Origin of the sequence: Mesorhizobium sp. Mes31, assembly GCF_024519675.1 — a bacterium.
Taxonomy (GTDB): Bacteria; Pseudomonadota; Alphaproteobacteria; order Rhizobiales; family Rhizobiaceae; genus Mesorhizobium.
The window spans coordinates 130,366-152,555 of sequence record NZ_JALJRL010000015.1 but is presented as its reverse complement, the minus strand read 5'-3'; the positions used below and the strand labels follow the sequence as shown (position 1 = coordinate 152,555).

The window sequence follows — 22,190 nt, the reverse complement described above, 5'->3', positions numbered from 1 at the left end:
TGCCGCCATTCTATGTCAAGCTTGCCTCGATCGAGGAAATGGTGGTCGAGATGGCTGCCCGGCTGGTTGGCTGGGCGGGCGTGGACCCTGGCGACAAGCTGACACGCTGGGGCGAAGATCGCGTCAGCGTCGGATGAGCTTCATCGATGCGCACTTGGGGCATCCCTCATTCGAACCTATTTCAGGAATTGGCGAAAGCGGCGGAGCGAAAAGGCAAATAACCCAGTGCCGATGGCCAGCAACGCCGCAAGCTGCGGCCAGACGACGTCCAGGCCAGCGCCGCGAAACAGGACGGCCTGTGCCAGTATGACAAAGTGGGTGTTTGGCGCGGCGAACATGATGGCCTGGATGATCTCGGGCATGCTCTCACGCGGCGTGACGCCGCCGGACAGCAACTGAAGCGGCAAAAGCACCATCATCAGCAGCAAACCGAATTGCGGCATCGAGCCCGCGATGGTCGCAAGGAAGATCCCCAGACAGGTCATGGCAAAAATGTCTAGGGCCGCTCCGGTCATGAACAGCAGCGCGGATCCGTTCGTGGGCACGGAGAGCAGGCCCTGCACGACAAAGACCAGCGACAGGCCGGAAGCCACCAGCACGACGAGCCCCATCGACCAGACCTTGCTCATCATGATTTCGAACGGCTTTACCGGCATGACCAGCAGATGCTCGATCGTTCCATGCTCGCGCTCGCGGATGAGTGCCGCGCCGGTCAGGATGATCGAGAGCATGGTGATCGAGGAAATCACGTCGGTGATGGCGCCAAACCATCCCTTGTTGAGTTCGGGATTGAAACGCGCACGCAAGTCAAGATTGACAGGCAGCACGGTTTCGGCGCGATATCGATCCAGAAATTCACTCACTTCCCCCGATACGATCGACTGGACATATCCGCCACCGGTGAAGGCCTGCGACATGCGGGTCGCATCGATATTGAGCTGGATCGTGGGCGATCTGCCGGCCAGGAGATCGCGCTGGAAGTTCGGAGGGATATCGAGCGCGAATGTGTCCATGCCGGAATCCATGCGCCTGTCCATTTCGGGCTGGGAGATGAGCCGGGGCGCCGTGAAAAAGGGAGGGTAGAACGCGGTTACGATGCGCGAGGACAGCGGCGACTGATCCTCGTCGACGATCGCGATCGGCGCGCGATTGAGGGTTTCCGGCATCGCCTTGGACGCTGTGTAGATCGCCAAGGTGAAAGCATAGGCGATCAGCACGAGCAGCATCGGATCGCGCGCAAGGCCGCGCAGTTCCTTGATGCCGAGCTGGAAGATGTTGGCGAAACGCATTTCAGCGGGCCTGTTTCCTGAGAAGTGCCGCTCCGAGGCCGAGCAACACGGGGATGGCGATGAGGAGTGGCAAAAACGCGCCGGAAAGGTCGTCAAAGCCGAGTGCCTTCGAGAAGGCGCCACGCGAGATGATGACAAAATAGGTCATCGGATAGATCTGGCCGATGAAGGCACCCACGCCCTGGAGCGACGAGACGGGATCGATCATGCCCGAATATTGCGAGGCCGGAATCATCGTGATGAGCGCGGTTCCGAAGATCGCCGCGATCTGGCTGCTCATGAAAGTCGAGAGCAGCAGCCCCATCCCCGTCGTGACGATGACATAGAGAAACGCGGCGGCGGCGAAGGTCGCAAAACTACCGGTGAACGGCACGCGAAAGATGAAGATGGCAAAGCCCGTCAGCAGCAGGAAATTCAGCATTGCGAGCACGACATAGGGGATCTGCTTGCCGAGCAGGAACTCGAACCGCGTGACCGGCGTGACGTAGAAATTGATGATCGAGCCGAGTTCCTTTTCGCGCACGACGCTCAGCACGGCCAGCATGGACGGTATCAACAGGAGAAGCATCGGGATCACTGCCGGAACGATGGCATCGAGGCTCCGGACATCGGGGTTGTAGCGGTAGCGGATCGCCAGCTGAAAATCACCGACCGTGGCCGCGTCACCATAGATCTCGCGTGCCTTCTGGGTAAGCCAGCCTGCGTGCATGCCCTGGACGTAACCGCGCACGGTCTCGGCGCGCGTCGGCATGGCGCCGTCGATCCACGCGCCGATGGCAACGTTGCGGCCGCGCGCCAGGTCGCGACCGAAGCCGGGCGGAATCTCGATCGCCAGGCTGAGTTCGCCGTCTCCCATGCGCCGGTCAAGATCGGCGTAGTCCGAGATGGGCGCCTTTTCGGTGAAATATCGCGAGCCGGCGATTTGCTGCACGTAGTCGCGGCTGATTGCCGTATCGTCGTGATCGAGGACGGCGAAGGTCATATTCTCCACGTCCATGTTGATGCCGTAACCCACGACGAGCATCAGGATGAGCGTGCCAACGATGGCGAGCGTGGCGCGGATCGGATCGCGCAGGAGTTCGAGCGCCTCGCGCCGCGTATAGGCGAACATGCGGCGGGGATCGAAGAAGCGATTGCCACGCTTTTCCCGCGGATGCTTCGTCCACCCTTCCGGCGCCCCGGCGGCATGTCCCGGTTCAGTCCCGGCATCTGGCGGTGCGGTCTCCATCGCGGCGGCGGCGCTCTCCAGATAGCGGATGAAAGCCTCTTCGAGCGTCGGCGCCGCGCGATTCTTGACGATCATCGCCGGCGTATCGGTGACAAGAACCCTGCCGGCATGCATCAACGAGACACGGTCGCAACGTTCCGCCTCGTTCATGAAGTGCGTCGAGACGAAGATCGTCACGTTCTGCTTGCGCGATAGTTCGGAGAGGATCTGCCAGAACCCGTCGCGGGCGACCGGGTCGACGCCGGATGTCGGCTCGTCGAGGATCAGGATATCGGGGGAGTGGATCATCGCCACGGCAAGCGACAGGCGCTGCCGGATTCCGAGCGGCAGGGCATCGGGAAGCGCGTCCATATGATCGGCGAGATCGAAGCGCTGCGCCATCTCCGCGATCCTTTGCGCGATGGCGTCGGGAGCCAGGCCGAAGAGCCGGGCATGAAGCTCGAGGTTCTGACGGACCGTCAGCTCGGAATAGAGCGAGAATCCCTGCGACATGTAGCCGACGCGCCGCCGAACTTCGATGTCGTTCGGGTCTATCTCGCGTCCGAAGAGCCGGGCCTTGCCTTCGCTGGCCTGGAGCAGACCGGTCAGCATCTTCATGGTGGTCGTCTTGCCGCAGCCATTCGAACCCAGGAAGCCGAAGATCTCGCCACGCTCGATACGGAAACTCACGTCGTCGACGGCGGTGAAATCGCCGAATCGCATGGTGAGATGTTCCGCCTCGATGGCAGTTTCGCCATCGGTGCCCGCGGATCGGGGCGGGATCACCACCTGCTGATGGCCGTCCCGCCTTTCCCGCGGAAGGAGTGCGATAAAGGCCTCGTCGAGGTCAGGCGCGCCGGTCCGCTCAAGCAGCTCCGACGGCGATCCAGAGGCCAGCACGCGGCCCCCGTCCATTGCGATCAGCCAGTCGAATCGGGCGGCTTCCTCCATGTAGGCGGTTGCAACAATGACGCTCATTCCAGTGCGACCGCGGCGGATCTGGTCAATCAGCTCCCAGAACTGGCGACGCGACAAAGGATCGACACCGGTCGTTGGCTCGTCCAGGATCAGGAGGTCGGGATCATGGATAAGGGCGCAGCAGAGGCCGAGCTTCTGCTTCATGCCGCCGGAAAGCTTGCCTGCCTGTCGGGCAGCGAAGGGCGCCAGCCCCGTGCTCCGCAGAAGCTCGCCAATGCGACGCTCCCGCTCATCCCGGTTATGCCCGAACAAGCGGCCGAAGAAGTCGATGTTGTCGAAGACGGACAGCGTCGGATAGAGATTCTTGCCGAGGCCTTGCGGCATATACGCAATCCTGGGGTACGTGGTCTGTCGATGGCGGACGTCGGCCATGTTGCCGCCAAGCACTTCGATGCGTCCTTGCTGTATTGCCCGTGCTCCCGCGATCAAGGAAAGCAGGCTGGACTTGCCGACGCCGTCGGGCCCGATCAGGCCAACCATGCAGCCGGCAGGTATGTCCAATGTGATGCCTTCGAGCGCCCGGGTCCTGCCATAGGAATGGCCAACTCCCTCCAGCCGTGCGACTGGTTGTGAAAGAAGACTTGCGGTGGCGCTCGGCCGCGCGCTCATTGAGCGAGCTTTCCCTGGAGTTTGGCCGGCCACGCAACCTGCGGATCCAGCCGGATATAGGCCACGCCCGGCAAGCCGGTCTTCACCTGCTGGATGTACTTGCGCAGCAGGTCCGGTGAAATCTGCGCCTTGATCCGAAACATCAGCTTCAGGCGCTCTTCCTCGGTCTCGACCGTCTTTGGCGTGAATTGAGCGACGTCGGCGACGTAAATAGCCTTGGCAGGGATCACATATTGCGGGGCGGCGTCGAGCACGAGGCGGACCTCCGTGCCGATAGCCACACGGCCTGCCTGGGCCGTCGGCAGGAAGAAGGTCATGTAGACGTCGCCGAGATCCACGAGATTGAGCACGCGCCCACCGGCGGACAGGACTTCTCCAGGCTCCGCCACCCGGTACTGCACCCGTCCGTCGCGCGGAGACTTGAGCGTGGAATCATCGATGTCGGCGTCGATGCTCTCGATCGCGGCCTGGGCCGCGTCGACCGCCGCCTTGGCGTCGATGACCTGAGCCTTTGCCGCGTTGATGGCGGCATCGCTTGCGGCTTGCTGAGCTTGTGCCGCAGCCACCGCTGCCTTTGCCCCCTGCGCGGTTGCCCGGTCGTTGTCGAGAACCTGCTGGGAAATGGTGTTGTTGGTGGCAAGCTGCTCAGTGCGCACCAGCGTGCGCTCGGCGGCGTCCAATTGGGCTTCGCGCTGTGCGACCACCGCGGCCGCGGCCGTTTTTTCGGCTTCGCGCTGCGTTACCAGGCTATTGGCGGTCTCAACGCCGATCACAGCGCGTTGCAACTGCGCTCCGGCCTGACGGCGCTGAGCCTCTAGCTGCACCGTGTCCATGCGGGCAAGCACTTCGCCGGCTTTGACGAAATCGCCTTCATCGACAAGGATTTCCTTGATCCGGCCCGCCGCCTTCGTCGACACGTCGATCTCGACCGCTTCTATGCGGCCATTCCCGCTCGCTATGCCTTCCGGCAGATCGCCATCCTTGGATTTCTGCCATGCGTAGTAGCCACCCGCGCCAAGAGCGATCAGAAGGCCGGCGATCAGCCATGTCCGCCGAGAGTTCATCACCGAAGGACTCCCGTGGCACCGGCCGGCTTCGGAAAAGCTCTTCCCGGGTTCGGGGCCTTTTCCTGCACAAGGGCGCGTGCGACCTCGTGCCCCAGCCATCGCCGCAGTTGGGGCGGAGCGGATCTGATTTGTTCAGGGCTTGATGTGATGTCGACCATGGCGAGGGACTCCGCTCGGGGGGCTGATTTGCACGAAGCCAAAACAGAGAGCAGCCGCGACGGCCTTGATCCGCGTCAATCGTGGGCGGGGCCTGAACTGCCTGGACGCCGACATCGTTCGCTGCGGCGCTTCGATGTTGCCTCAAGCTGGCCGATTTGAGCCATATCAAAGGCTCGTGGCCGATAAGGCCTAACTTCGGGTCTCCGATGGCGCCTCGTTGCCGTCGATCCAATCAAGGTCTTGACCCGTGAAATTGCAGGCGTTTCTCCCTCTTGTCACACACCCTCACGGCAACTCGGATGCGATCGCATCCAACGCGACGGCGATTGCGGCATATTTGGGCGCCGAACTTCATGCCGAAGTCATCAGCGCCCATATTTCAAACGCCTCGACCGTCATGTCGCGGCTACTGCCCAAATTGCCGGAGCTCATCCGCGAAGCCGAAGCGGCGAGCCGCCAGCGCGGCGAGCACCTGCTCGAGAAAATTCGTGAAGAAGCCGCGAAGAAACCGGTGAAGCTGACGACCGGCGTATCGTCGGCCGCGCTGTTGCTGACTGGCGAAGCCGCGGCGATAGAGGCACGGTATTTCGATATCTCGCTGCACGGATGGGAAACCGGCAACTCAACGTCACGGGCGACGGCGGAAGCCGTCATGTTCGGTTCCGGCCGTCCCGCCATCCTCTTGCCGGAGGCGCTGGCCATCGGAACGATGGGTCATGTTGCCATCGCCTGGGATGGGAGCCGCGTTGCGGCGCGCGCGGTCGCGGACGCAAAGCCCTTTCTTGAAAGGGCGTCCAAGATCACCGTGTTCACCATCGTCGACGAGAAGCCGCTTACGGAAGAAGATGGCGCCGAGCGCCTGGCCGGGGGACTCAGGAGGAGAGGGCTGGCCGCCGAAGCTGCCTCCATCGACATTGAAGACCGCCCGGTCGGGATAGGCCTGCAGGTGCATGCGCTGGAGCGCGGGGCCAATCTGTTGGTGATGGGCGGTTATGGCCATTCTGTCGTTCGCGACTTCGTGTTGGGTGGGGCAACCGAGGATGTGCTCGATGATCTCAGGCTGCCGGTGCTCTTCTCACACTGAACCGAGTGCGTGGACGCGTCGTTCAAGGTCATTTGTCGGTTTCCGTGGCTGACACATTGGCCTGCCCGCCGACGGCAGCTCCGCCGTGAGGCATGGAAGCTGCCCCTTTGTTGGGAAACCCGATAGGCTCGCTCACCTGTGAGACAGCCAGAGATGCCGAGGCCGAGACAGATGCCGACATGAAACAGATACCCGACAGGAAACAATTGAGATTGCTCGGTGTCCTGGCCGCGACGGCGATCTGCCTGTATGTCTGCTACCTGCTGGCTCTGCCGTTCTTGCCCGCACTGACCTGGGCGCTGGTGCTGGCAATCGTCCTTTATCCGGCCCATCGGTGGGTCGAGGGAAGGGTCGGAAATCGAACCCTGGCTGCACTCATATCGGTGAGCGTCACGGCGGTTGCCGTGGGCTTGCCGCTGGTCTTCGTAGCGCAGCAGATTGTTCGCGAGGCGATAAACGGAGCCACCTATCTCGAGGGGGTCATCCGTGGTTGGAACGCGGATGGCTTCGTGTCGAACTATCCCACGCTTTCGGCCATTGCCGTGTGGATCAAGGACCGGCTCGATCCGGCCGGGTCGGTCGCCGCGTTCGCACAATGGCTGACGGGACAAAGCACGTCGCTGTTGCGCGGTTCGATCAATCAGGTCGTGATGTTTGTCCTGACATTCTACCTGCTGTTTTATTTTCTGCGGGATCGCAAGCAGGCCCTTCGAGGCGTCGAGAGCCTCTCGCCCCTGGACGCGCCGGAGACGGCATATATCTTGTCCCGCTTTGCCGAGACCGTACATGCGACCCTTCTTGGCACCGTGTTCGTCGCTGCCGTGCAGGGGACTCTCGGCGGCCTGATGTTCTGGTGGCTCGGCTTGCCCACTCCGGTCTTCTGGGGCCTAGTGATGGGACTTCTGGCCATCGTGCCTGTATTGGGCGCGTTCGTGATCTGGGTGCCCGCGGCTATCTATCTCGCGCTGGAAGGGGCTTGGGCCAGCGCCGTGACACTGGCCTTGTGGGGCGGCGTCATCGTCGCCGGCATCGACAATCTGCTCTATCCGATGCTTGTCGGGAACCGGTTGCGGCTCCACACGGTGGTAGCCTTCATCGGTGCGGTCGGCGGCGTCGTCCTGTTCGGAGCATCCGGGCTCGTCCTCGGCCCCGCGGCGATAGCCGTTGCTATCAGTCTCATCGACATCCTCAAGAAGCGATTGAACGACCAACCCGGGACTGGGTCGGGTTCCGGAGGCGACACAGAGCCAGCGCATCGGGCTGGAGCCGATTGAGCGCGCCGTATCGTCTCAGGCTGCATGGATGCCGATGCGTGGGCTGCGGCGCCATGGCTCTCGGTGCGGTGGAAGGCGCTTTGAAGCAAGGCCTCGACGCGCTGTTTATCCAGCGCACTGGCGAAGAGCTCGTCCAGATCGCTGTCGGCCCTGTCTTCGGGCTCGCCAACGAAGACAGGGTTGAAACAGATCGTTCGGCAATCAAGCATGCCGGTCGTGGCGGCGCTTGATCGATGTCAATGACACCTGCTCTGCACGGCGCAAGACGTGAGTTCTGACCTACCGGGAAAGACGTCGAGCGCCATGCGGCACATCAAGATTGCATTCTGGGGCCTGCTGGTGCTGCTGAGCATTCTTTGGCTGGCTGCCGAACCTTCGGTATTCCAACCGGAGAGTTTCATGGCTCTTCGCGGTGTAATGGTCCAGTACAGCGGTGTCATCGCCATGGGCGTGATGAGCGTCGCGATGGTCCTGGCGCTGCGTCCGCGCTGGCCGGAACGGTGGTTCGGCGGGTTGGACAAGATGTACCGCTTGCACAAGTGGCTCGGCATCGCGGCATTGATTGTCTCCGTGGTGCACTGGCTCTGGAGCCAGGGGCCGAAATGGGCGGTCGGGTGGGGTTGGCTGCAGCGTCCGGCACGCGGCGAAAGGCCAGCCGTCGAAAACCCGGTCGAGGCATTCTTCATGAGCTTGCGCGGTTCCGCCGAAGGACTGGGCGAATGGGTATTTTATGCCGCCGTGCTGCTGATCGCCTTGGCGCTGATCAAGTATTTTCCCTACCGGCTCTTCTACAAGACACACCGCCTTCTCGCCGTCGCCTATCTTGTGCTGGTTTTCCACGCGGTTGTGCTGACCGAATTCAGCTACTGGACCTCGCCGCTTGGCGTGGTGATGGCGCTGCTCCTGGCGGCGGGCACCTATGCGGCGGCGATCGTGCTGCTCCGTCGCGTCGGTGCCGGCCGGAAGGTTCAGGGCAGGATCGCCTCGCTTCACTACTATCCTGGCGTACGGGCTCTCGAGACCGAGATCGAGGTGCCGCACGGATGGCCGGGCCACAAGCCCGGTCAGTTCGCCTTCGCGACGTCGGACAGCTCCGAAGGCGCGCACCCCTACACCATCGCCTCGGGCTGGAACGACAAGGATCGCCGGATCACCTTTGTCACCAAGGAACTGGGAGACCACACCGGCCGGTTGCGCGAAAAGCTGCACATCGGGCAAGATGTAAAGATCGAAGGGCCATATGGCTGTTTCGACTTCGATAACGGCCAGCCCCGACAAATCTGGATCGGTGGCGGCATCGGCATCACGCCGTTCATTGCCGGCATGAAGCACATCGCGCTGGAGCAGCATGCGAAGCCGGATCGGCCCTCACTGGCGATCGACCTGTTTCATACGACCGCCGACTATGACGAGGCAGCCATCGCCAAGCTGAAAGCAGACGCCGAGGCCGCGAACATCCGCCTGCATGTCCTTGTCGACACTCGCGACGGGCTCCTGACTGGCGACCGCATCCGGGCCGAAGTGCCGGAATGGCACGCGGCCAGTATCTGGTTCTGCGGCCCCACGGGCTTCGGTGAGGCGTTGCGCAAGGATTTTGCCGCGCACGGGTTGTCCGTCGATGAGCGGTTTCATCAGGAACTGTTCGCCATGAGATAAGGGTACTCGCAAGCGTCTCTCCGGTCCGGCAGCAGCGGCATTTTTGACGGTAGGGAGGAGGGGCGTTCGCATACCGCATGGACTCACGACGCTCCAACCGTCGGTGGCCTGACCGCCGCTGGGACGCATTTGCGGTGGATCAAAGCCTGCCTCGTCCATGGCGCCTAGGAATGTTGCGAACGATGGCCGTTTGGCCCTGCGGCAACGGAGGCGAAATCCAATGAAGCTTGTGGCAACCCTCTGTCTGGCGACCTATCCAGATGCGAACTCCCCGGCTATTGCCGCGAACTCGGTTGCCGTCGTGAAGCAGCTCGACGCGACGCTTCATGCAATCGCCATCAACGTCGATATTCCCGACGTTTCGAACGCGCTGTCGCGCTACCTGCTCGATCTGCCCAGCAAGATCCGGGAGGTCGAGGCGACCAGCCGCAACTATGGCAAGACCTTGCTGGAGGCCGTGGCCAAGGAGGCCTCACAAGGCGCGGTTGTCCTGACCACGCAGGAGATCGCGGCGGCGCCGGCCCTGATGGGCGATGTTGCCGCAAACCAGTGCCGCTACTTCGATCTCTGTCTCGTCGGCCTGTCACCCGACAATCCGGCGGCGCGCATGACCGCCGAGGCCATACTGTTCGGTGCGGGCCGGCCGACGCTCCTTCTTCCCGACGCAACGGATGTCGGTGTGCTTGGCCATGTCGTCATCGCCTGGGACGGCAGCCGCGTGGCGGCACGGGCCGTCGCCGACGCACGGCCGTTCCTGGAGCGGGCCTCGAAGGTAACCATCGTCAGCGCGACCGACGAAAAGCCGCTGCCTGGAAAGGATATCGGCGAACGCCTTGCCGAGGGCCTGAGGATGCGCGGGCTGACGGTCGATGCCGCGTCGATCCAGGCTGGCGATCGTCCGATCGGCGTCGCTCTCCAGGAGCACGCCCTCAAGATCGGCGGCAAGCTGCTCGTCATGGGTGGATATGGCCATTCGCGGGTCAGGGACTTCGTGCTCGGCGGCGCAACGGAGGGTGTCCTCGCCGACCTGCGCCTGCCTGTCTTGCTGTCGCACTAGGAATCTGAGGCATGAGCGGCAATCGCGACAGGGACCCTGTTCTACGCTGCCACGGCGCTGCCCGCGGCGTTACCGGCTCTTGCTATGAGATCGAAACGCCGCGTGCGCGGATTCTCGTCGACTGCGGCCTCTTCCAGGGGTCGAAGTCCGAGCGGGCATTGAACTATGGCGCGTTCCCGTTCCCACCGGAGGCGATTGACGCCGTCATCCTGACGCATGCGCATATCGACCACAGCGGGCTTCTGCCGAAACTGGTCAAGCAAGGGTTTTCCGGTCCGATCCATACGACCAGGGCCACGATCGATCTTTGTTCGGTCATGCTCCCGGATGCCGCGCATATCCAGGAGACGGAGGTGGAGCATCTGAACCGTCGCAACGCGCAGCGCGGGCTGCCGCTGGTCGAGCCGATCTACAGGCTGCAGGATGCCGCCGCATGCATGACCTTGTTCCGGGCCCAGGAGTATGGCGAATGGACCGCCGTCGCCGAGGGTCTTCGCGTCCGCTTCTGGAACGCAGGCCATCTGCTCGGTTCCGCCTCGGTCGAGCTCGAGATCGACGTGGATCATCAGGACACACCGATGCGCCTGTTGTTTTCAGGCGATATTGGACCCGGCCACAAGCTGCTGCAAACCGATCCGGAGGGTCCGGCTGGTGTCGACTATCTCATCTGCGAATCGACCTATGGCGACCGTGACCGCCCGGATGTCTCGCCGGAACAGCGGCGATCCATGCTCGGCGACGTGGTGCGCGGTGCTGCCGAGGCGAGCGGCCCGCTTATCGTTCCCTCCTTCGCCGTCGAGCGGACACAGGAATTGCTGGTAGACCTCTATCAGCTCATGAAATCGGGAGAGGTGCCGACAGCCCCGGTCTTCGTCGACTCGCCGCTGGCGACCCGCGCGAGCGCGATATTCGAGCGGCATGCCGACGACATCGAACAGGGCGACGTTCTGCGTCAGGCTCTCGCTTCACCCCAACTGCGCTTCACCGAAACCGTGGAGCAAAGCAAGGCGATCAACCGCCTGACTGGCTTCTTCGTGGTGATCGCCGCCAGCGGCATGTGCGACGCGGGGCGCATTCGTCATCATCTCAAGGCAAATCTTTGGCGCAGGAACGCCACGGTGATGATGGCCGGGTATCAGGCCCAGGGATCGCTTGGCAGGATCCTGCTCGACGGCGCGGGGCGCGTGCGCATTCAGGGCGAAGAGGTCGAGGTCAAGGCACGGATCAGCCTGTTCGACCTTTATTCCGGCCACGCCGATGCCGGCGAATTGGTCGCCTGGGTCAAGGCCCGAGGTCCGGTGAAGCAGGCGGTGTTCCTGACGCATGGCGAGGAAGCTGGACTTGGCGGCCTGCGCGCAAGGCTCGCAGGGTTGATCCCCGACGACAGGATCATCACGCCGAGGCTGGACGATGCTTTCCAATTGACACCCGGCGGCTGTCTGCCGATCGACGTCAATGAGCCGCGCCGCCTGAAGCCGGAGAAGATTGCCCGCCTTGACTGGCACAATGATCTTTCAAAACTTCTCCTCGACGTCACCGAGGTGGTCAATGCCGCGGCCGACGACCGAGGTCGCGCCGCCGTCATCAGACGGATGCGGCGCGCGCTTGAAACCGACGAGGTCGCTCAAAAATGAACCGAATGGCGCGCGAATCATCGGCCTCAGTCGCGGCCTAGAAGCTTGCCGCTGGCAAGCCAGAAAGGCGGCAAGCAGAGCGGGATGGCGGACAGCAGCAGGATATCCTCCTTCACCGTGATGCCGATCCGCTCGGCGACAAACCGGCGACGCGCCTCGAACCGCTGCGCCAGCGTCGGATGACGCCGTGTGATTTCGGCACGCAGACCGGCATCGGCGAAGGTCACCGCATCCTCACAATTGAGCGTCCATCCATCTGGCATCGGCACGGGTATGATGTCGACCTGGAACGGCATGCCGGAGACGATGCGTTCGGTCGAGCCGGGACGGATCGGCGAGTTCATCCACTCGTCGAGACCGACGAGATGGCCAGGATTGAGGGCTGGGCGCAACTTGCCACGCGCCAGGGTCGAAATCACCGCCTCATGGATCGCGCCGCCCTCGGCACCAATGCCTGCCGCCTCGTACCAGGCGATCAGGCCGCGGAAATAGGCCTTGGCCACCTCCAGAAATGCGTCGTCATGCTCGACGATCAGGCCGCCTCGGGCGGTCAGCCCGCCCCAGTAGCCGACCGCCGTGGTAGCGCCATCACCACGCTTCGGCACCCGAGCCGTAGGACTGCGCAAACCCATCACCTGGCCGGACGCATCATTGGTCGCGAACATCGGATGGCAGTTCATCGGCTCGCCGGCATAGCCCATGCGCGAGGCTGCCAGCATCTCGGTGTCGCCGAGCGTGAATCCGCTCAGGATACGCCACACGGCCATGGAAGACCGGGCCGCACCCCATTCGGCCTCGGCGATTTGATCGGCATCGACGACGGCGCGCAGCCCGTCCGTCTGGTGCATCAGGACCGGCGTCGCGTCGGTGATCGACGACGCGGGCACGATCGAAGCGATGGCATCGACGATGAAGGCCGGCACGAGGAAGGTCGGTCGCTGCGCGGACCATTCTTCCGTCTCGAGATATTTCCAGCCCACCAGGCCGACACTGTCGCGCGGCGCGATGCCAGCCTCGCGCAGCACGGCCACGAGGTCCGGCTTCTGCATGCGGTCCTGCGCCATCAGGCTCAGGGACTGCGCCAGCATGGTGATGATCCCAGGCAGTCCGGCGATAGGCGTATAGCCGAGGTTCTCGTTGCCGGTGACGACGATGCGCTGGCCCGATTTGCCGAGCAGCAGGATTGCCTCCTCGAAACGCGGCTCGAAGCCGGTCAGGAAGGCGATATTGGCGGCATGCTCGCGATCGGCATAGACGGCGAGCCAGTCCGTGCCGGCGCGCTCGAGCGCCTTGACGCAACGTGCCTCATAGGTCGCGGCCGGAATGGCGGGACGCTCGACAGGAATGCCGAAGTCGGGGATGTCGACGGTGCGAAGGCTGATGGTCATCATGTCTCTCGATCTGTCAAGGAATGCGGATTTCGGCCGAAGCCGACAGTTGGATATGCCGGCGACGGATGCCCGTCCTATTCATCGGCAAGAAAGCCGATGCTCGCGGGCAGCACGCAGCAGGTGACCTTGCTACCGGCGGCGATGTCGCGGGCCGCCGCCGAGGATGCCATGACCAGGAGTTCCTGGCCGTCCGGGGTGGATACGGTCACGCGCTCGGACGAGCCGACGAAGGAAACGTCTGCGACAACAGCGGGAAAGGCGATGGCCCCGGGCTGCGGCTCGCCAATGGCGATGTCTTCCGGCCGCATCCAGACCGTGAGCGCCGATCGGCCATGCCGTGACGCATCATAGCCCGCTGGCATCGGCGCCCGGCTCCCGAACAGCTCGATCCCGCCATCAACAGCACGCGCCGAAACGATGTTGTTGCCGCCGAGGAAGCCCGCGACGAAGCGCGAGGTGGGCGCGCGGTATATGTCGCGTGGGGTGCCGACCTGGACGATTGCGCCATTATGGAAGACGGCTATGCGGTCCGACATGGCGTAGGCTTCCTCCTGGTCATGGGTAACATAGACGAAAGTCACGCCGGTTTGCCGATGCAACCGCTTGAGTTCGCGTTGCATGGTGTCGCGCAACGTACGGTCGAGCGCCGACAGCGGTTCGTCGAGCAGCAGTATCTTCGGCCCGAAAGCCAGCGCGCGGCCGATCGCCACGCGCTGCTGCTGACCGCCCGACAGTTCGCGCGGCTTGCGCGCGGCCAGCGTGTCGAGGCCGACGAGGGTCAGGATCTCTTCCACCCTTGCGGCGATCCTGGCCTTGTCCCATTTGCGGACCCGCAAGGGAAAGGCGATGTTGTCCGCGACGTTCAGGTGGGGAAACAGCGCATAGCCCTGAAAGACCAGCCCGAAATTCCTCTCCTCCGGGTCGACGCGCGTGATGTCGACGCCATCCAGCAGGATGGCGCCCTCGTCCGGCTTGGTGAACCCGGCAACCGACATCAGCAGCGTCGTCTTGCCCGACCCCGAAGGGCCGAGCAAGGTCACGAACTCCCCCGCCTCGACCGACAGGTCGATACCGTCGAGCGCGACGGCCGAACCATAGGTCTTGCGGAGGTTCCGGACGTCGAGAAAGGACATTCAGATCGGATCCCGGGCGAGCGGACCCGTCGAGCAGTGAATGCCGCCCCCGTTAAGCTCGATGCATTCATAGTCCAGCGTCAAGATCTCGATGCCGGCGGCATCGAGGCGGTCAGCCAATCGCGGCGTGCGCGTGGCGTGCATGACGACCCGACCGGGGGCAATCGCCAGGCAGTTCAAGGAGAAGGCGTTGTCCTCCGGCGGCAGCTCGATCAGCTTCATGCCGCGCTTGTTCAGATAGTCGATGAAGACATAGGGCAGCTCGTTTATGTTGATGATCGCCGTCTCCCGGTCGATCATCATGAAGCTGCCGTCAATGTGGATGCGATAGCCGGGCATCGGCACCTTGATCAACTCGACGCCCAGGCTGTTGAGGATCATCTCGACCTGCCGCACGCCCTCGGCGTTGCAGGCGACGGAGACGGAGCAGACGGCCGTCTTGTCGTCGAGGAGCGCGAACCCGCCGCCTTCGAACACCGCCTCGCCATGCAGCGTGCCGAGGATCGGGCAGCCGGCCCTGGCCAGCGCCTGGGTGACCATCAGTTCCTCGCCGCGGCGCGCGCGGCGGGCAAGCCGGGTGACGATCGCGCCGCCCTTCACACCGATGACGCTGTCGCGGCAGAAGGTCGACTTGAGAGCGCCGGGCGCGGCCTTCTCGGTGAGGATGACGTCGACGCCCTCGGACCGCAACAGCTTGGTGAAGGCATCATGGGCGGCCTGCATGGCGGCGAGATCCGGCGGCGTCTTGCCCATGAAGTACCAGCCCTTTTCCGGATCGCCGAAGCCGCCGATCTCGGGCATCGGCTTGTTCTTGTCGACGACATTGATCTCGTCGCCCGGCCGGTGCATCAGCACGGCGCGCAGCTTGCCGACATCGTTGCTGCAACCCCAGGGACGGCCCCAGACGCGGGTCTGCTCTTCCGGGTCGTGGAAAGCCGGTGTTGGGACGGAGCCGAAGGTCTGGAAGAACTTGGCCTCGCGGTATTCATGCTCGCTCATTGCGGCGCTGTGGGCAGTCATGTCTTCGATTTCCTTTCTGAAACAAGCGAAGCTGTTGAAGGTCGTGTCATGACCGGCGCTGGGCAATACGGTCCCAGACGGTCATACGCAGGATGAGGCCGACGATGGTGACCGCCAGCATGACGGTAGCGATCGCGGCCAGCGCGGGGTCGACGGCATCGGCGATGCTCGTCCAGATCTTGCGCGGCAGGGTGACGATGCCCCGGCTGGTGATGAACAAAGTCACCGTGATCTCGTCCCATGAGACGATGAAGGCAAGGATCGCTCCGGCGACCGTGCCCGGCACGATGTTGGGCAGGATGACGCGGCCGAAGATCGTCGCTGGGCGCGCGCCGAGCGAGCGGGCCGCCTGAACCAGCCTCGGATCGAGGTTCGACAGCGAAGCGCCTATCGCCAGAACGGCGAGCGGCATCGCGAGGATCACGTGGACGATCGAGACGCCAAGCCATGTGTCGAGAAGCCCCAGTTTCGACCACAGGCGCACCATGCCGACTGCGTAGATGATCGGCGGCACGATCAGCGGCGAAAGCAGAATGACGCGCAGAATCGACGGCCAGCGCCCGACATAGACCCAGGCGCCTATGGCAAAGGCCGCTGAAACGGCCGTCGCTACGACGCTTGAGGCTACGGCGATACCGAGGCTCGTGAGTATGCTCGGCATCCAGCCCGCGCGCCAATTGGCCAGGGCCGCGAAATGGTCGAATGAAATGCCGTTGTTGGGCAGGGACAGATAGTCCCGGTCGGTCAACGCCACGGGAATGACCACGAGCACGGGAACGAACAGGAAGGCGAGCAGCAGCCAGGCGAAGAGCTTCGGCAGCGCGCGTTCGAGCAGATGGCGCGCGCGCGGCGTCATTTGCGGCCACCGTCGAAGGCAGAGCGCAACGCCGGGCTGCGCATGGCCAACGCAACAAGGATGCCGACGACGAGCAGGAGCATCGTCGACAGGGCCGTCGCCACGCCCCAGCGCAGCGTCGAGGATATCTGCACGGAGATGTATTCGGCGACCATCAGCACCCTGCCGGCGCCCAGGATCGCCGGCGTGACGAGGAAGCCGAGCGAGAAGATGACGATGAACAGGCCGGCGATTGCCAGGCCGGGCATGCTGAGCGGCACCCAGACACGAAAGAAGATGGTGACCGGACGCGCGCCAAGCGATCGCGCCGCCTGAATGATCCTAAGATCGATCTCCGACAGGTTCGCGTAGAGCAGCATGATGGCAAAGGGCATCATGTAATGCACCATGCCGACGACCACACCGAACTGGTTGTAGACCAGGTCGAGAGGCTCGCTCACGGCTCCGCTGCCGACGAGGGCCGAGTTGAGCACGCCATTCCGGCGCAGGATGGTGACCCAGGCAAAGGCGCGCACCAGCACCGATATCCAGAACGGCACCATGACCATGAACAGCGCGACGCGGCGTGACGCCGGCGGCATATGAACCAGCGCGAAGGCGACCGCATAACTCATGACGATCGTAAGCACTGTCGTCACCGCCGCGATGAAGACGGTCGTGCGCACGACACGGCCGATCGCGGCGTTCTGAAACAGAGCCACATAATTGCCGAAGCCGAGGGTCGGCTCGGTGAAACTGAGCGCCAGCACCTGAAGGATGGGCAGCACGTAGAGACACAGGGTCAAAAGCGCTGCCGGCACCGTCAGGCAGAAGGCCCAACGCTGGAATGACGTCATGATGTTTCGAACCACCACCGGCCGTTTGCCGGTGGTGGTTTCCGATGGTTAGCGTGAGATGAAGTCGAGGAACTTGTTCTGCAGTTCGGCCTCGTTGTCGGCATAGTATTGCGCCGAGACCGGCAGACCCGTCTTGGCGTTCTCGGGGGCAAGCGAATAGACCGCCTTGTCCTCATCGGTCATCAGCGCCAACGCCTTCGGGTTCGACGGGCCGTTGCCCATGAGGCGCAACAGCGTCACCTGGCCTTCCGGGTCCATCGACGAATTGATGAAGTCGAAGACCTTCTTGCCGGCGGGATTGCCCTTCGGCACCGACCAGGCGCTGGCGAACATCAGGTTCTGGTTCCAGGTCCAGGTGTAGTTCGGGTTCTCCTTGCGCAGCAGGTTGGCGCGCGTATGCCAGATATTGCCCATCACCACCTCTCCGTCGCGGAAAAGTTGCTGGCTCTGCGCGCCCGAGTCCCAGAAAATCAGATTGGGCAGCAGCGGTTCGAGCTTCTTGAAGGCACGGTCGACGTCGAGTGGATATATCTCTTCCGGCTTGACGCCATCGGCGAGCAGTACGGCTTCGAGCTGCCCCTGAATCCACTTGCACATGGTGCGCTTGCCGGGAAACTTCTCGAGATCGAAGAAGTCGCTCCAGCTCGAAGGGGGAGTGGCGCCGACCTTCTTGGCGTCATAGGCCAACACGTTGGAGTAGGTGTAGTTGCAGATACCGAACTCGGCCGCGAGACCCTCGCCGACAAGAGACTTGTCGACGATGGAATAGTCAATCGGCTCGACATAACCGCCCTTGCCGAGCACGACGGCGTCCGTCATGCCGCCATCCGTGGCATCCCAGGTGACATTCTTGGAATCGACCATGGCGCGGATCGCGCCGGTCGCCGGGCCGGTGCCGTCGATGACGACGTCAATGCCGGACTTGGCCTTGAACGGCGCGCCATAGGCCTTCTGAAAGGCTTCGAGGGCAGCGCCGCCCCAGTTGCAGACGACGATTTCCGACGCCTCGGCGGAAGCCCGGCCCGGCTTGAACGCGACTGCGATGCCAAGCCCGGCCATGGCGGTCATGAAGCCTCGGCGGTCGATCTTCCCAGTTCTGAATTTATCAAGCGCAATCAACGCTGCGTCTTGACCAAAGCGATTGATGGACATGTTTGTTCCCCTTTCACGTCCGCGGAAACGGCTAACTTTCTTGCTCTTCCTCCCTGGCCGACACTGGCAGCCCATCACGGCTTCCAGGGTCGGTATGCGTTATCGAACGTCCTGACGGACGGCCGTGTGGCGGCGCCACCGAACTGCGTATGACGAGTTCGACGCCGACCCTTTCGATCGCCGTTTCGGATTTCCTGCCGGCGATGAAATCGAGCAGCATGTTGACGCCGCGCGTACCGAACTCGGCCGCCGACTGACGCACCGTGGTCAGCGCCGGCGCGAGCAGGTCCGCATTGTGGATATCGTCGAAGCTGACGAGCGAAACGTCGTCCGGAATGCGGATGCCGGCCTGCCGCGCGGCCCGCATGGCGCCGGTGGCCAGCATGTCGCCGAAGGTAAAGATCGCGGTGGGCGGCTCGTCCTGCTCCAGAAGGTCGAGAAACGCGATCGAGGCTGGCGCCTCCTCGTATTCGCAGAACCGCAGCAGTGTGGGATCGGCGTCGAGACCGGCCTCGGCGAGCGCCCGCCTGAAACCGTCGAGACGTTCGGTGGTGCTGAGAAGCCCTCTCGGCCCTCCGATAGCGGCGATGCGGGTGTGGCCGCGCGATATCAGATGGCGTGTCGCCAGCAGGCCGCCATGGACGTTGTCGGCGAACAAGCGCGGCGCCTTCGCGCCCGGCACGTCCTCGTCGAGAAGCACGACGCTTCCGGTCTCGTTGATCCGCCGCAAAAGCCGCCCGTCATCATGATGGTTGGTGAGAAGCAGGATGCCGTCGACCTGTCGGTCCTTGATGCGCGACAGGAAGGAGACTTCCTTCTCCGCCAGGTTCCGGCTGTTGAACATCAGGAGATTGTAGCCATGCCTCGCGGCTTCGGCCTCCGACGCGCTGGCGATCTCGGCAAACAGCGGATAGGCGATGTCGGCGGTGATGAGACCGAGTGTCTCGCTCCTGCCGTTGCTGAGCCTGCGGGCGATCGCATTGGGACGGTAGTCGAGGCGCTTCGCCGCTTGCTCGATACGGCTCGCCGTCGGTTCGGGCAGGCTGATCTGCCCGTTGAGATGACGGGAAACGGATGTGACAGACACGCCGGCTGCCCGGGCGACGTCGCGAATGGTGACTTTCAATCTTCCCGACAAGCGGCCGAACTCCCGCGAGACATGTGCAGATAACCGGTTCAGTAAACCGGTTTCATAAACGGCCCAAAAAAAATCACGCGCGCCTTCCGCAACGGAGCGAGAGCGAATGACGGCGGCGCTCACGAGAGGTCTCCGGCCCGGAAGAATTCCTGATGATCGCGCTTCAAGGCCACCTGATCCAGGTCGGCATTTCGAATGTGCGCCGCCATGAGCCGCGCGGCCTCGCCCATATTGCCGGCCCGGACCTCGTCGAAAATGGCACGGTGCTCGGCTATGATCGAGCGGATATGATCGGGTTTCATGCCGATCAGGAACTGGACGCGCATCATGTCGGCCGAAACGTGCTGGCATGCCGTCCACGCCTGAGGGTGCGCGAAAGCGCCAAGCAAGCCTGCATGGAAGGCCATGTCGGCGCGGTGCAGGGCGCCCATGTCATCGCCGTGGAGGAGACGCTCCTGCGCCCGAAGCGATAGTTCGATCTCGTCCAGCAAGGCCGGATCGGGCCTGATGCCGCTGTTGGCAATGACCGCACTTTCGAGCGTGGCGCGAATGAACACCGCCTCGCGGACGCGCGCCATGTCGATCAGCGAGACGTGGGTGCCGGTCTGGGGTGAAATCTCGATCAGACCCTCGTCGAAAAGCCGCGTGAAAGCCTCATGCACAGGGGTGCGACTGATGCCAAGCGACTGAGCGACATCCGTCTCCGAAAAATTGGCACCGGGCGCGACGCGCGCGGTAATAATCGCCTCACGCAGCTCGACATAGGCCTTCGACGAGATCCTGTTTCGACGCTCGTTCTGATCGGCAAGGAGTGAGGTGCCCAGGTTCAGCATGGCAGTATGCTGGCATTCAGGGTCAATTCGAGTCAAGCACATTCTTTGTGCAGCTGCGAGATCAGCTCAATTTTCGTACAGCTTTTCCAGACCGGACCAGACCTGGCCTGCGACCCTCTTCGAGCGCCGTAGGACGGCCGCAATAGACGCCGTCACAGGCCGGCAGAACCTTGTCCTGGCCCACCATTCGCGGCCCATTCGGATGGCTGGCTGGCAATGGAACTCATTCGGCGCTGAGAGATTTCCTGTTAATCGAAGTGTATGAGGAATCTCTGATGTTAACTGACAAAGAGAGCCGATTTCTAGAAGCAGGCTTGCTGCTGGCAGTGCCTGTCTGTGTCGCTATCACCGCCTTGCTCGCCCTCTTCACATTGGGGGCATAGACGGATGTCTGCAATTGATCGTCGACGCGATTGCGAGGTTCGGCAGCATCGTGACGGAGGCCGGTCACAGTGAACCGCTTTCTTTTCGTGACGGCTGATTTTCTGTCTCGTCCGCCAGGCTTCTACGTCATGATTGTCGCGATGGCGGCATGTACTGCTCTGGTGCCGTTCGGGCTAACGAATGTAATCACCTATGCGCTGTCGGTAGCGGCCATCGTGATTACAGGCGTGGTCCTCATCCAGGGGTACAGAGACACCGCGGCCATCCATGCGAAGCTTGATGAGCTCATAGTCGCTCTCAACGAAGCCAGAAACGACGTGGTCGGCCTGGAGCACGCCGATCCAAAGGAGATACGGGCAAAGTTGGACAGGCTGGAAAAAGAGGCGGCGGCGGATGCAGGCGCTTTGATGCCGGACGCGCGACTTGGCGCCCCTCCGACTCCAGCGTCATAATTCCCGATCGCTTCGTCCTTTACGTGGCTGCGGATGACGCCGGGTTGCCGTGGTGCGGCGGAGAAGGAACGGGCGGCCAGCCTACAACTCTACGGTACCGATAATGCCTGTCCCAAAACCACCAGGAGCGTGACATTCACGCGTGGGTGCATGGAACATTTTCGCCCGTTCGGAATTCATGAGGTCTTCTGGCCGATGGAGTTTTCATGACCCAACGACGCGTCGATAGAGAACGGTTGGAGCGAGCCGATCGCGAGTCAAAACTGGCGATCGAGGCGGAGCGTGAAATTCGCAACGCCAAGACGGCGCGGCTGCGGGAGCAGCGGCTTTCGGCGGAAGCATCCGCTGGCAACCCGCGCAAGAATACATCCGACAATAGGCCGCCTGCCCACCGGGTTGTTTGATGCATGATCATTCCATGCCCGGCACTTAGCGGCTGGCGACAGCGTTGACGGCGAACCACGGTCCCCAAGCGCAGGTCCGCGTCGCGGTCGAGGTAGCGCCGATATGTTTCGTGGCGAGCGTCTTGGCCGTGCCGGTTCGCGCACGCTCGCGCAGCGCGGCCGTCATCCTTTCGGCAAGACGACTTGGTTCGTCGCTCAATCGACCACGTATCGGAACATTAGTGAGCCGAAAAGGTTGGTGCTTACGACAGGCGATTCTCCCTCGTTTCGCCTGCCGAAGATCGGGTCCAAAAACCCAGGTCGACCCGCCGCTGCCGTGAATGGGGCGGCGGGTTTTTGTCGTTGCACAATCGATCGCCTCTTAGATCGTACCAATCTTGATTTCCCGTATCAGTTGCTGCCTTGCGCGCGAGGGCGAGCAATATCTGCGTAACCATTCGCATTCGCAGAATTGATGACCGCTTCAGAAGCTCAGGGGTGGAAGTCCCAGGAGACTGCCGCAACTCTGCTGAAGATCGCAACGGAGCATGCGCAGCGGGTTACTGCCTTGCTTGCGGCTACCGCTGCTGCCGGTGAG

Annotated in this window: 19 protein-coding genes; 7 read left to right on the top strand and 12 right to left on the bottom strand. The window is 62.9% G+C overall.

From position 1 onward, the window contains the following. Positions 1-176 precede the first annotated feature (176 nt). The 3 genes from NR193_RS23905 to NR193_RS23895 are packed head-to-tail and all read right to left on the bottom strand — an operon-like array spanning position 177 to position 5,147. Entirely contained in the window at positions 177-1,289 is a 1,113-nt protein-coding gene (locus NR193_RS23905) for an ABC transporter permease (RefSeq protein WP_256753209.1), read from the bottom strand. A 1-nt stretch (position 1,290) separates the two neighbouring features. After that, positions 1,291-4,083, bottom strand: a complete 2,793-nt coding sequence (rbbA, locus tag NR193_RS23900) for a ribosome-associated ATPase/putative transporter RbbA (RefSeq protein ID WP_256753208.1) — start codon at positions 4,081-4,083, stop codon at positions 1,291-1,293. Next, complete coding sequence (locus NR193_RS23895) at positions 4,080-5,147, bottom strand: HlyD family secretion protein (protein ID WP_256753215.1); 1,068 nt, start codon at positions 5,145-5,147, stop codon at positions 4,080-4,082. The genes rbbA and NR193_RS23895 overlap by 4 nt, the downstream gene beginning before the upstream one ends. A 409-nt stretch (positions 5,148-5,556) precedes the next feature. Here NR193_RS23895 and NR193_RS23890 point away from each other — a divergent pair, with 409 nt between their 5' ends. From NR193_RS23890 to NR193_RS23865, 6 genes are all read left to right on the top strand, one after another. Then, positions 5,557-6,393: a universal stress protein gene (locus tag NR193_RS23890; RefSeq protein WP_256753207.1), complete on the top strand. Its 837-nt coding sequence runs from the start codon at positions 5,557-5,559 to the stop codon at positions 6,391-6,393. A gap of 179 nt (positions 6,394-6,572) precedes the next feature. Beyond that, a complete protein-coding gene (locus NR193_RS23885; RefSeq protein ID WP_256753206.1) occupies positions 6,573-7,667 on the top strand; it encodes an AI-2E family transporter in 1,095 nt (364 codons plus the stop codon). Positions 7,668-7,720: 53 nt separating this feature from the next. Beyond that, on the top strand, positions 7,721-7,897 hold the full coding sequence (locus NR193_RS23880) for a hypothetical protein (protein ID WP_256753205.1): 177 nt from the start codon (positions 7,721-7,723) through the stop codon (positions 7,895-7,897). A gap of 73 nt (positions 7,898-7,970) precedes the next feature. Further along, complete coding sequence (locus tag NR193_RS23875; RefSeq protein ID WP_256753204.1) at positions 7,971-9,323, top strand: ferric reductase-like transmembrane domain-containing protein; 1,353 nt, start codon at positions 7,971-7,973, stop codon at positions 9,321-9,323. 220 nt (positions 9,324-9,543) lie between these two features. Further along, positions 9,544-10,380 carry a universal stress protein gene (locus NR193_RS23870; protein ID WP_256753203.1) on the top strand — a complete coding sequence of 279 codons (837 nt, stop codon included), beginning with the start codon at positions 9,544-9,546 and terminating at the stop codon, positions 10,378-10,380. A gap of 11 nt (positions 10,381-10,391) precedes the next feature. Next, on the top strand, positions 10,392-12,014 hold the full coding sequence (locus tag NR193_RS23865; RefSeq protein ID WP_256753202.1) for an MBL fold metallo-hydrolase: 1,623 nt from the start codon (positions 10,392-10,394) through the stop codon (positions 12,012-12,014). A 26-nt stretch (positions 12,015-12,040) separates the two neighbouring features. Here NR193_RS23865 and NR193_RS23860 read toward each other — a convergent pair whose 3' ends face one another. From NR193_RS23860 to NR193_RS23825, 8 genes are all read right to left on the bottom strand, one after another. Continuing rightward, complete coding sequence (locus NR193_RS23860) at positions 12,041-13,402, bottom strand: Xaa-Pro aminopeptidase (protein WP_256753201.1); 1,362 nt, start codon at positions 13,400-13,402, stop codon at positions 12,041-12,043. A 77-nt stretch (positions 13,403-13,479) separates the two neighbouring features. Further along, on the bottom strand, positions 13,480-14,538 hold the full coding sequence (locus tag NR193_RS23855; protein WP_256753200.1) for an ABC transporter ATP-binding protein: 1,059 nt from the start codon (positions 14,536-14,538) through the stop codon (positions 13,480-13,482). Then, positions 14,539-15,558 (bottom strand): dimethylarginine dimethylaminohydrolase family protein, encoded by a 1,020-nt coding sequence (locus NR193_RS23850; protein WP_256753199.1) that lies wholly within the window; start codon positions 15,556-15,558, stop codon positions 14,539-14,541. Positions 15,559-15,604: 46 nt separating this feature from the next. Further along, positions 15,605-16,414: an ABC transporter permease gene (locus tag NR193_RS23845; RefSeq protein ID WP_256753198.1), complete on the bottom strand. Its 810-nt coding sequence runs from the start codon at positions 16,412-16,414 to the stop codon at positions 15,605-15,607. Continuing rightward, on the bottom strand, positions 16,411-17,250 hold the full coding sequence (locus NR193_RS23840; RefSeq protein WP_256753197.1) for an ABC transporter permease: 840 nt from the start codon (positions 17,248-17,250) through the stop codon (positions 16,411-16,413). The genes NR193_RS23845 and NR193_RS23840 overlap by 4 nt, the downstream gene beginning before the upstream one ends. Before the next feature lie 48 nt (positions 17,251-17,298). Further along, positions 17,299-18,318, bottom strand: a complete 1,020-nt coding sequence (locus tag NR193_RS23835; protein WP_256753196.1) for an ABC transporter substrate-binding protein — start codon at positions 18,316-18,318, stop codon at positions 17,299-17,301. A gap of 115 nt (positions 18,319-18,433) precedes the next feature. Continuing rightward, positions 18,434-19,540 carry a LacI family DNA-binding transcriptional regulator gene (locus tag NR193_RS23830; RefSeq protein ID WP_256753195.1) on the bottom strand — a complete coding sequence of 369 codons (1,107 nt, stop codon included), beginning with the start codon at positions 19,538-19,540 and terminating at the stop codon, positions 18,434-18,436. A 119-nt stretch (positions 19,541-19,659) separates the two neighbouring features. Next, positions 19,660-20,373 (bottom strand): GntR family transcriptional regulator, encoded by a 714-nt coding sequence (locus NR193_RS23825; protein WP_256753194.1) that lies wholly within the window; start codon positions 20,371-20,373, stop codon positions 19,660-19,662. A 452-nt stretch (positions 20,374-20,825) separates the two neighbouring features. Here NR193_RS23825 and NR193_RS23820 point away from each other — a divergent pair, with 452 nt between their 5' ends. Next, a complete protein-coding gene (locus tag NR193_RS23820) occupies positions 20,826-21,209 on the top strand; it encodes a low affinity iron permease family protein (protein WP_256753193.1) in 384 nt (127 codons plus the stop codon). A 429-nt stretch (positions 21,210-21,638) separates the two neighbouring features. Here NR193_RS23820 and NR193_RS23815 read toward each other — a convergent pair whose 3' ends face one another. Further along, positions 21,639-21,812, bottom strand: coding sequence for a hypothetical protein (locus NR193_RS23815; protein WP_256753192.1), 174 nt, complete (start codon positions 21,810-21,812; stop codon positions 21,639-21,641). Positions 21,813-22,190: the final 378 nt, after the last annotated feature.

What these genes read in the sequence shown, in the direction of transcription:
- NR193_RS23905 (WP_256753209.1), bottom strand. Translation starts at nt 1,289, where the DNA reads ATGCGTTTCGCCAACATCTTCCAGCTCGGCATCAAGGAACTGCGCGGC.
- rbbA (WP_256753208.1), bottom strand. Translation starts at nt 4,083, where the DNA reads ATGAGCGCGCGGCCGAGCGCCACCGCAAGTCTTCTTTCACAACCAGTC.
- NR193_RS23895 (WP_256753215.1), bottom strand. Translation starts at nt 5,147, where the DNA reads ATGAACTCTCGGCGGACATGGCTGATCGCCGGCCTTCTGATCGCTCTT.
- NR193_RS23885 (WP_256753206.1), top strand. Translation starts at nt 6,573, where the DNA reads ATGAAACAGATACCCGACAGGAAACAATTGAGATTGCTCGGTGTCCTG.
- NR193_RS23880 (WP_256753205.1), top strand. Translation starts at nt 7,721, where the DNA reads ATGGCTCTCGGTGCGGTGGAAGGCGCTTTGAAGCAAGGCCTCGACGCG.
- NR193_RS23875 (WP_256753204.1), top strand. Translation starts at nt 7,971, where the DNA reads ATGCGGCACATCAAGATTGCATTCTGGGGCCTGCTGGTGCTGCTGAGC.
- NR193_RS23870 (WP_256753203.1), top strand. Translation starts at nt 9,544, where the DNA reads ATGAAGCTTGTGGCAACCCTCTGTCTGGCGACCTATCCAGATGCGAAC.
- NR193_RS23865 (WP_256753202.1), top strand. Translation starts at nt 10,392, where the DNA reads ATGAGCGGCAATCGCGACAGGGACCCTGTTCTACGCTGCCACGGCGCT.
- NR193_RS23860 (WP_256753201.1), bottom strand. Translation starts at nt 13,402, where the DNA reads ATGACCATCAGCCTTCGCACCGTCGACATCCCCGACTTCGGCATTCCT.
- NR193_RS23855 (WP_256753200.1), bottom strand. Translation starts at nt 14,538, where the DNA reads ATGTCCTTTCTCGACGTCCGGAACCTCCGCAAGACCTATGGTTCGGCC.
- NR193_RS23850 (WP_256753199.1), bottom strand. Translation starts at nt 15,558, where the DNA reads ATGACTGCCCACAGCGCCGCAATGAGCGAGCATGAATACCGCGAGGCC.
- NR193_RS23845 (WP_256753198.1), bottom strand. Translation starts at nt 16,414, where the DNA reads ATGACGCCGCGCGCGCGCCATCTGCTCGAACGCGCGCTGCCGAAGCTC.
- NR193_RS23840 (WP_256753197.1), bottom strand. Translation starts at nt 17,250, where the DNA reads ATGACGTCATTCCAGCGTTGGGCCTTCTGCCTGACGGTGCCGGCAGCG.
- NR193_RS23835 (WP_256753196.1), bottom strand. Translation starts at nt 18,318, where the DNA reads ATGACCGCCATGGCCGGGCTTGGCATCGCAGTCGCGTTCAAGCCGGGC.
- NR193_RS23825 (WP_256753194.1), bottom strand. Translation starts at nt 20,373, where the DNA reads ATGCTGAACCTGGGCACCTCACTCCTTGCCGATCAGAACGAGCGTCGA.